The organism is Candidatus Neomarinimicrobiota bacterium, assembly GCA_041862535.1.
Classification (GTDB): Bacteria; Fidelibacterota; Marinisomatia; order SCGC-AAA003-L08; family TS1B11.
Genome location: JBGVTM010000184.1, coordinates 1 through 10,139, shown reverse-complemented (window position 1 = coordinate 10,139; position 10,139 = coordinate 1). Strand labels below are relative to the sequence as shown.

The window sequence follows — 10,139 nt, the reverse complement described above, 5'->3', positions numbered from 1 at the left end:
CCCGATTTTTTGTATTCAAAACTCCGGGACCGTTCAGACGTTACTGTAGATCATAAGCGTTCGATCTTCCAATGGATTTGCCAGGCGAAGCGCTGCTCCGGCGGTACCGACAGGCATCGTCCGGCTTCATAAGCATCTGACAGATCGCTGTTGTATCCGGGGACCGGCTCAAAAGCGCACTCATTTCGACGGCATTCGTCTTCATCAGGGTATCCCGAGTTGTTCCACCAGATACCGATAGCCGGGAAGTGTTGTTGAGGGAAGGTGACTTCGATGCGAATGCCATTCCTGTGAGTCCACGCCATTTCCCCGGTCTCGATGCCACGCAGGAACAGCATGTTGGCGGTACCGGTAACTTGATTCAGGAGGAAGTCACGCAAGGCTTCCGGATCTTTCAGGTCCAGGGTCTTCTGCCCGATCTCGTCGTAGACCGACTTGAAAGCAGGCATCTCGACATCGATGATTTCATTCAGAGGCATCAGGGGATGCACGACGTGCTGGAAGGGCAGAGTCTTGTCACCTTCGTTGATGACCTCAAAGGACCAGTCCAGCCGATTCCCGGCAAAGCGCAGTTCCCGCTTGAAAAGAACGGGCAGACGCTTACTTCTGACGGTAAAAGCCAAGCGATCCGGTTTCGCAGCGGCTTCCCAGGCGAGCCAGCACAATTCACCATGGTCCGGTATTATCCAGTCGAGCCCCGGGAAGACACATGATTCAACCGATGGGAAGCAGTCGTCGTAGCCGTAAACCGGGCGGGTCTCATACTCACCATAGTCAGTGGCCGGGGGACGGAAGGAAACAGGCTCGGTGGTCAGAAGATCATAACCATCAAAGCTGAGACTATCCAGGCGGGCTCCGTCTTCGGGTGAATATTCAACCGACCATAAACCGCATTGAAATTTCTTTTTCATAGAATTCAAGGCCTCCGTATGATATATCACAAGAAGCTTGCTGGTGGCCCTATACTACCCGCCTCCGATGCACGCCCGTATGGGAAGGGCACTCTAGCAGGGGGCTATCTCCCATCACCGGTGAACATCACTTTCAGAAAGTGACTGGCATCGTGCAGGGAGCGCTAAAGAGCGATGACTTTGATCCCTGTTAGTTCGCAGAAAGCCAGCAGCTCGTTGTAAAGATGGTCGCCATAGCCGAGCACGGCATATTCGTTGTTCCACGACTCGATAAGTTGGTCGATATCGCAGTGAACCGTTACAAAGGCATGGGGCCAGAACGGGATGCCGCATTCATTCTGGCGCTGTTTAAGCACATCCGCTGGTGGCTCGAAGATAGAACAGCGGACAACCGCCATTTCGAACACGCCGTTGTTGCGACCCAAACGGGCCAGCACGCCCTCGCCAGGTTTACAGACCAGTTTCACGGACAGGCCGCCAGCTTCCCCCTCGGTCGGAATTCCGTGTTCGGCAAATCCTGCCGGCCCGGCCTTGCCCGCCAGGGAGGGGGGACAGGCACCATCGCCAATGATCTTGATCTCATTGTTCGATTTGTCGATGTGCTGCAGATCGCCGTAGTAAACCGGCTCCTCACTTAGATCGTTGATTAGCTTCACGGTCAAAGCCGTATTGAAATCGCTGAGCGTCGAGGTTCCCACGCGGTCATTCAGCATCATGCTCTGGGCGAAGCACGTGGCGCTGTAATCATCACCCAGTCCGGGGAAAGACTGGATCGTGTAGAAATCCCAACCCTCCTGCCCGATGATCTTCTTGATTGCCAGGTATAACCGGATCGACCGTTCGGCCGTCATATCTGCCGGTATGGGTTCCGCGAATAGCGCTTGAATCTCATCCCTGGCTTTCTTGACCTCATCAGTAGAGATCTGCATGGCGGTTTTAAGCAGTTCGGTAGTATCACGGGTGTCGATATCCACCCCGAAAACTTTCATCCATTGGGAGGGATCGGCGACGCCGACCGTCTGGCCCATACCGCGTCCGCCAAAAGCACCCATAGTGCTCATATTGAGACGGTTCTTCTCATGGCTGGCCCGGCAGTATGAGACAATCCGCTCGATCTCGCCAGGGTCATCATAGCTGCCGTAAACGAAGCGGTGCTTGATGCCGACTTCTTTGAGGCCGCCATGCATGACCAGTCCGCCCACCGGCCGCCAGCCCTGCGAGCCGGGCTGAGTCCAGAGTACGACACCTTTGTCTGAAAAGGAAAAATCCCGAAGCGATGGAATGAGATAGGCCGCCCAGACCCAGGTACCGGAAAACAGGACTACAGCATCGATGTCATCCATCTTCTTGAACTTGGAAAAACACGCCCTGGCTTCCTGCTTGGACGCAATAACCGGATCGTGATCAACCAGTTCCAATCCAGCCTGCCGCAGCGCCGCCTTGGCACTTTCGACCAACTCGTCATCGATAAAGGGTGTACCCATGGGATCGAGAAGGCCGTCCTTATGAACGCCGTATACGATAAATCCAACTTTAGGTTTAATCATCTGCTCTCCAATCTGTGCTATTTTTTTCGAGAAGGCCAGATTTCTTAAATATCAAGTATTTAAATATCATCAGAATGGTTCGATTGTTACATTACAAAATTAGGCGCTCGCATTTGCTTTCCCAAGTAGCGTGGTTTATCTTTGCCCGATTTCCTTTTCTCCAAGGATCCTAATCTATCTCAGATGGAGTGTTTGTTGTTTAACAATAGCACGCTGATCGACGAAATCCTAGCCTTTGGCATTGAAATTCGCCACAAAACAGAGAATTTCTCTTCAGTTTTAGCCAAAAATCGTCGGTAACCTGGTGAGTTGGGGGAGTTTTCTGGTGAGATTTGCCGTGTTTTTAAGCTCTAAAAGGAGTCCCGTGTATCTACTAGAGCCGAAAGCTGGCATTACTGATCTTCATCAATGAATAATGCTCTAGGAATGACTTAGGTGGTATCTCTAATAGTGGTTCTATGATCTTTTTCGCTGCGCGATAGGATAATGTTTTATGAGTAAGCAATTCTTTTGCCATGCGTTCTACAGTATCCCATTTAGATTTCAGCAGTTGTTCGGTCTTATTGTATGCACAGTTGATGTCAGCTTCCACATCTTCGGTACCACCGCCTAAATAGTAACACACCTCAATTGCCTTGTGAAAATCCTCATCAGAGCCATAAGGCTCTTTCTTGGTATAGAGTGATTCTGCAATCGGACCTGCTAAGGACATCACTATCCATTGCCTCATCCGTTGTAACGCCCTTTAATCAACTTGGACTTCCGGATCGAAATCCTTCTATTGATTCCAAATAACCGCGCCAAGAAATTCCTTTGTAGGATCTATTGTTATCTGAGTGAATGCCTTCCCGACACATATATGACCGATGGTCTGGCCTGCCTCATGGTGAGCAGTCTGCTCAATTGGCATACTAATGAAATCCTTCATATTTTCGCTTTATTAAGCTATAGCTAAATTAGCAATCTACAACCAACGGATTATGATTCCGGGATTTCCCCGTCGGGAGAAGTAGGTCAGGCTGCAATTAGACTGAAATTTTTACCCTAACCAGTCCCCTACTTCAGCTGCACCATCTCGATGGTGCTGGTATGACCTGGTGCTCTCAAATGTGCAAAGTAGACACCTGAGGGCAGTATTTCATTTATTGTCGTGAAAGGGAAAAAATCAAAAAATATTCAGATAAAAGGAAGTGATGGTCCCATCCAGAAAGAGTTAGTCAAGGCAGGGAAAGAAGTATCCGCAGATGCACTGATCTTTAAGTAGCCTGATGTGAATGACCACCATGATAGGGTTAGAAGTTATCAATAATTTATATTGCCCCCTGCCTGGAGAAAGCACTGGGTGGCCTTATTCGGAACCGTTTGAATTGGATTACTCCGGTGACTGTCAAGAAAGTACTTGGTTTCTCCCCAGGCCGGCATAATGATAGTAACATCGGTTGTAGTCTTCCACCATTCGATGGCTGGTGTAATCAGCACTGGTTACAATACTCTCTTTCATCATGTGAATCCATTTCTGCCGGTTATCATAATAGGTAGGAATGACTTTCTCTTCCAGGAGCGCATACAGGTGATCGGCATCGGTCTCGTCATTAGGATGGTTTGGATCTCCTATGGCCCATCCGTTCTCTCCATGCCGGCACGCTTCAGCCCACCAACCATCCAGGATGGAGACATTAATTATCCCATTCAGGGCAGCTTTCATGCCACTGGTGCCCGATGCTTCCTGGGGTCTTCTGGGAGTATTAAGCCAGACATCAACTCCTGATACCAGCAATCGACCGAGCCAGATATTGTAGTTTTCCAGGTAGGTGATCTGTACACGGCCGGACAGGTGCTGACTCATCTTCACGATCTCTTTAATCAGCTGCTTTCCGGAAGCGTCATCGGGGTGAGCTTTACCGGCGAAGATGAACTGCACTTTGTCTGAGCAAATACGGGTGAGACGTTCCGGATCTAGGAAGAGGAGGTAAGCCCGCTTGTAGTCCACGACCCGGCGTGCAAAGCCGACGGTCAGCAGGTCCGATGAAAGCCCCAATTGCGTGGCGGCGTTGGTGTATTGGAGAGTATTTCGCTTATTACGCCGGTGCATACTCCAGACAGCTTTATCAGGTATCTGGCCGGCAGCGCGCAGTTTATCCGGCTGCTCCCGCCATCCGGGCAGATGCTCATCAAAAAGGTTGCGCGTGTCTGTCGTCGTCCAGGAAAGATGGTGAACCCCATTGGTGACGTAGTCTATTTTATAATCTGGAAACATTTTCTGGGCGACCTCCCGGTGTAGCCGAGATACGCCAGTCGCCGCCCGGCTACCGCGTAACGCCAACTCCGTCATAGCGAAGCGATCATCGCTAAAGTGCGTCATGGGTGTGTCTGGGAGTAAACTGTCTAAAACAGAGGTCACTCTTGACCGGGGGAAACTATCATGCCCCGCCGATACCGGCGTATGGGTGGTAAACACGCAGTGATCCCGGACCATTTGCTCATCTTGCCACCGGTTGTAAAGCGCCGCAACCAGAAAAGCAGTGTGACCCTCATTCAGGTGATAGGTCTTAATATCATTCACTCCCAATTCTTCCAGTAGACGCATACCACCAAAACCGAGAATCCCTTCCTGGAGAAGGCGCAGCTCCTCACCCCCACTGTAGAGGCGTCTGGTGATCTCCCGATCATCCTCAAGGTTCTCGGGGATATCGGTATCCAGGAAAAACACCGGTACCACCCCACCAGACAGCCCAACTACATCGTACCGCCAGGCAGTTATGTAAACTCCCCGGCCGCGGAGTGGCAGGGTAAAAAGTACGGGTAGACGTCCCAGGAGCTGCTCAGGATTAAATCGGGGGTAGCGTTCGGTTTGCCAGCCATCAAGGCCGATGCGTTGCTGAAGGTATCCCTCGCGATATAGGATGGTAACGGCACACAGCGGCAGATTCAGATCGGCAGCCGACTTAACATGATCTCCGGCCAGAACTCCCAGACCTCCGGAATAGGTGGGAATATCTTCCGATAAACCCAGCTCTAAGCTGAAGTAGGCGTAGCGTAATTGGGTGAGGTCCTCTATCATCTTCACTGTCGGGGCAAACGGCGGATGCACCGATACCAGGTTAATCTTTCATTTTTCAGGATTATCAGCTTGCGATATTGGCAAGGAACTCAGCTGAAGGTCGATGACAGCAGAGAAGTGCTCGTCAGGAGATAGTTTCATGCTATATACCGGCAACACAACCGAACTCTGGTATATTCTTTCAAAACCGCTTTCCGATGATGAGATCGTCTGAACGGGATATCGCCATAGAGTTTGGGATTGTGGAAAATGAAGCTGGACTGCCAGGCCCTCCCACTCGGTAATGAGCGACAGTGTTGATACGTCATCAAGCTGGTCTTCGGCATCGAGATAGGCTCTCGCTGCCTTATTCCCATTGACTTCGTAGTAGCGATCATTGGTGCGTCCGCCCAGAAGCGAAAAATTGAACTCGATGGCATAGAGTCCGTCTATCAGCTGATGACCAAGGTTGGTTATTTGGACTCGGATATTCAAGGCACTCCTTCGTGCAGCGACCCGCTTAACAATTTTTACCGACTGATCCAGTACATTACCGACACAAGAGAGGGTGACCGAATCAGACTCAGTCTCAACTGTAAACAGTCGCTGATTAAAGTCGGCCTGCTCGCGGGCCTTGCCCAGCATTAATTCTTCAACCTGAGTCCGTAGTGGCCAGAAGTGGTCTACAAGGGAATGACGGGGACTGGCATCTACCACCAGGTAATCCTTAAGATTAGGCTCTTTCGAGCGGACAATCTCATGGATGCTGCCGGATGCTGACTCTTCGCTTTGATCTCGAGCTACTTTCCGGTGATAGCTCTCCCGATGTCTCCGCAGCGAATTTATCAGGTTGAACCTGGCTGGCAGGAAGTCAAGCTCACAAAGGGTGCCACCCCGGGGAGAGAAAAAAGCTTTCAGCGTAGGCGTCGTCACTTCGATCTCTTCCAGACCATCTAGATCAACGTCCTGGCGAGCGATTCTTACCCCTGAGGATACCCGGTCGAGGCTGTGCTCAGCTTCCAGAAGGTGTTGATAAACGGCGTGTCGCAGATGGGGTAGGTAAAGCCCGCCAAAAATGCCGTGCCAGTAGGCACAATTACATTGGCTGCGCCACAGCTCATCCCGGGCATGCTCAAGGTCGCTTCTATTCGAACCATGACTTGCCCTGGTAGCTAACTTCTCCGATACCTGGATCATTCGTTTATGCATCCAGTTGGATTCGGGGTACTTGACGAGGAAGTTCCGCCAGATCCCCCCTTGGACGAAAGGTCGGACCCTATCAATTTCGCCACGATCATTCAGGCTGTGTACGAAATCGTCAAACTGCTCACCACTCTGTGCCGGCAGGCACCATTGGCTCATCTCAAAATAGGAGGCGGTGGGCAAGTAGACCCGACCCTTCGGAGGTTGACTATTGAAGACCTTGCCGAAGGTGGTGGTTTCGATCCAATCGCTGTTGTCCTCTAAGGCAGTCAGAAACCTATCCAGCCATTGATCCTGACCATAGCATCGGCTATGGGTACCGGGCCATAGGCCAAACTTCTCACCGTCATCAACCATTACGAGGGTGACATCATCGCCCTCTTCAGCTGCGTTGCGTAGAAATACGAGAGTTTCCTCCGGCTCCTTGAAGGGAATCGCATAACGAAGGTGTTGGGAAATTGGAAAGACACCTATCGCCTCATTCTGCTCTTCCGTAAGGAAATAACCAATCAGTTCATGCTCAGCCAGCCCAGCAGACCTGAAGTGGTAGTCGTCAACAGTAACATACTTGATCCCCGCATCCCGGATAGGTTTGGCCAGGTGTGGTTCCCACACCCGCTCCGTGAGCCAGAGCCCCTCAGCTTGATAGCCGAACCGATTCAGGATGTAATGGGTAAGTTTTTGAATTTGACCCACCTTATCGCGGTCAGGGATAATCCCCAATACCGGCTCGTAGAATCCGCCGGATAATATCTCCACATTACCCCGTCGGACCATTACCGCCACCTGATCCAGAAAACTCGGCTCGTTATCTTCCAACCATTCAAGCAACGCACCGCTGAAGTGTAAAGTCAGAGATATAGAAGGGTATTGCTGCGCGATCTCCACAAAGGGCCGGTAGCTCTTATCAAACGCTTCCTGGAAAACCGCATCAAAATTGCCCACCGGCTGATGGTTGTGGACACCAAAAATGAATTGTACAGATCTCACCAGATGTATCCTATCGTTGGCAGAGCTCGGGATAAGTGATGCTACTGATATCTAACCGTTCTGCCTGCCGTTTTCTCAACCGCCTCTCATCCGGTATATACACTTAACTGTGAATTGCGACGAGTGAGATGATTGGAATTTCGTCACTCTAAATTGAGTGAATGATATTACTCAGTTTCGAAGGAGGGGGCAATACTTGCGTGCTATCAATGCCTATGCGGATGGGCTTCTTCGATGAGGCCGTCCAAATCGATCTTAAGGCCAGCCATCATGGGAGCCACAATGTCGGTCACATCGCGCTCGAGACGATTTCCGGCCAAGGTGATGTCCAGAATGATATGATTTGTGGCCAGGCCCACAAGGGACGGGTGATTGGTCCACACCACCTGATTCCCCAGGTCATCCTCAGCACCTCCCATGATGGCCGTCTGGTTATCCGCTACGAGTATGATGGAACTCTTCCAGGCCTGGCGAAGCCGCTCTTCATCAAGATCGTAGGAAACAACGTGAGCGTTGATTTCCGGCAATCTGCAGAAAGAAAAAAGAGTGACCTCGACACCCCGCTCGATGGCCGAAAGCAGCTCCTTTTCCAACACTGAAAATTCCCGAGGCCAAATAGAGAAATAAAGCCGGGCCTTAGAGTCATGAACGGTCTCTTTAGCCTTAAAGACCATATTCTCATAACCCTTGATATACCAGACGTCGTGCTCCGCCATATTCGGGTTATAAGCCACCAGAAGTGTCTTCAGTTCCGATAAGTCCCGTTCGATTTTATGCGAGAAATGGTTTATCAGCGCTTCCGGGGGAATGGGAATGAACCGGCGCGGGCGGTCACCAACGCTGTTGATGATATTCATCGATTCCAGCTTGCTCAGAACCGAGTAAATCGCCGAGCGGGGGACGTTTGCCATCTGACTGATTTCATACCCGGTGGCAGGATTCCTCCGTAGTAGCGATAGGTAAATGCGGCTCTCGTTCCCCGTCAATCCCAGGGATTTTAAAAGCTGTACGATGGTTTCTTCTTCGCTCATGGCCTCAATTCGATGATGATATCAAAGAATTAAATTAATAATTTGGTACGCTTGCCAGTCTAATTTGCCCTATAAATACAAAGCGGGCTTTGTTATAAAAGCCCGCTTTGTATTCAGGGTATCGGCTGCTCACTTCAGAAGGGTCATTTTTCTGGTGACCCGATACTCCGAGGTCTTTACTTCATAGAAGTAGATGCCGCTGGGCACCGACCGGCCTGCCTGGTTGAGGCCATGCCAGCGGAAGGCATAGGTTCCAGGAGCCGGGAAGTAACGGCTATAGGTCACAACCCGCTGGCCCAGCAGATTATAGACCGTGAATGATACGTCATCGGCTTTCGGCAAGGTGAACCGAATCTCCGTAGTGGGATTGAAGGGATTGGGATAGTTCTGGCTGACACTGAACCCTCTGGGCACTAGCTGCTCATCCGCTATCCCCACCACTTCGAGCTCAGGTGGCTCCTCCTGTACCAGCGGTGCCTCCTTCTGTACCAGATCGGTTGGCACCGTGTAGTTCCGCGGCCAGACCACCGGCCCGATAAGCTCCGGTTGGATATAGCGACAACGGAACCGGCCGGCGGCAAATCCACCTCCCTCCTGGATATAGCCATTGACCTCACTACCGAACTCATACACGTACACCATGGTATACGGTATGGGGCCAATGTAATCGAAGGTGATAGTGTAGATGGAATCATTCGCCGCTGTGGGGGTCATCTTCAGCGTGGGGCGCTTCTCTTCACCAGCACCCGGTCGGAGATACCCTAGCACGTGCGCAACCCACTCATCTTTCGGCACCCACCAGACCGAGTCGGCTGCCGGATCAAAGAGCGGCGTGGCCGCCAGAATACCCGGCCGCATATCTACCGTGAAAGTGATTGACACCGTATCACCATCAGGAATCAGACCCAGCGGTGGCACACCGGCATAATACTCCAGCGGCAGCTGCTGCGGCGTATCGGGATCTCCTTCAAAGGTGAACATCCGGTTGCCACCACCCCAGTCCGCGGGATTCTCATATTGCATGTCATCAAAGAAATAAGGATTCTGGGCTAAAAACAGATCCCGCGACGTCTGACTTAACTTGATGTAGTATTTATATTCATCGGTCGAACCGACGAACTTGGTCAGGGTAATGCCTTGATAGTAGACCGTGGTACCAGGCACCCGCAGCAGGACCAGGTTGCTCTGATCCGGGAGGGCATCACGACCCCATCCGTTAAATCCTCCGCGTACCTGCACGGTATCTTCCCGGTCGACGCTGAAGATACCCATTGTTTCGTAAGCGCCAACATCCACCGAGAAGACAACCTTCGCCTCGACTATCTGGCCAGCCGGGGGCTCGTTATTGAAGTACTTGAACGCCAGTGTGGTATCCTCGTTCAGTGTGAAGGAGCGGTCCCCGATTTTGGTTTCCCAG

General features: G+C 51.3%; 7 protein-coding genes. All 7 read right to left on the bottom strand.

The window, feature by feature from the left end; translation table 11 throughout:
• Positions 1-50: 50 nt before the first annotated feature.
• Positions 51-911 (bottom strand): hypothetical protein, encoded by an 861-nt coding sequence (locus ACETWG_06690; protein ID MFB0516275.1) that lies wholly within the window; start codon positions 909-911, stop codon positions 51-53.
• 164 nt (positions 912-1,075) lie between these two features.
• The gene (locus ACETWG_06685; protein MFB0516274.1) at positions 1,076-2,458 is read right to left on the bottom strand and encodes a hypothetical protein; all 1,383 of its coding nucleotides are present in this window, start codon (positions 2,456-2,458) and stop codon (positions 1,076-1,078) included.
• 373 nt (positions 2,459-2,831) lie between these two features.
• Positions 2,832-3,188, bottom strand: a complete 357-nt coding sequence (locus tag ACETWG_06680) for a hypothetical protein (protein ID MFB0516273.1) — start codon at positions 3,186-3,188, stop codon at positions 2,832-2,834.
• Positions 3,189-3,845: 657 nt separating this feature from the next.
• Complete coding sequence (gene glgP, locus ACETWG_06675; protein ID MFB0516272.1) at positions 3,846-5,549, bottom strand: alpha-glucan family phosphorylase; 1,704 nt, start codon at positions 5,547-5,549, stop codon at positions 3,846-3,848.
• Between the two features lie 18 nt (positions 5,550-5,567).
• Entirely contained in the window at positions 5,568-7,691 is a 2,124-nt protein-coding gene (locus tag ACETWG_06670) for an alpha-amylase/4-alpha-glucanotransferase domain-containing protein (protein MFB0516271.1), read from the bottom strand.
• Positions 7,692-7,897: 206 nt separating this feature from the next.
• The gene (locus tag ACETWG_06665) at positions 7,898-8,722 is read right to left on the bottom strand and encodes a TrmB family transcriptional regulator (GenBank protein ID MFB0516270.1); all 825 of its coding nucleotides are present in this window, start codon (positions 8,720-8,722) and stop codon (positions 7,898-7,900) included.
• Positions 8,723-8,851: 129 nt separating this feature from the next.
• On the bottom strand, positions 8,852-10,139 hold a 1,288-nt coding region (locus ACETWG_06660; protein ID MFB0516269.1), incomplete at its 5' end, for a T9SS type A sorting domain-containing protein.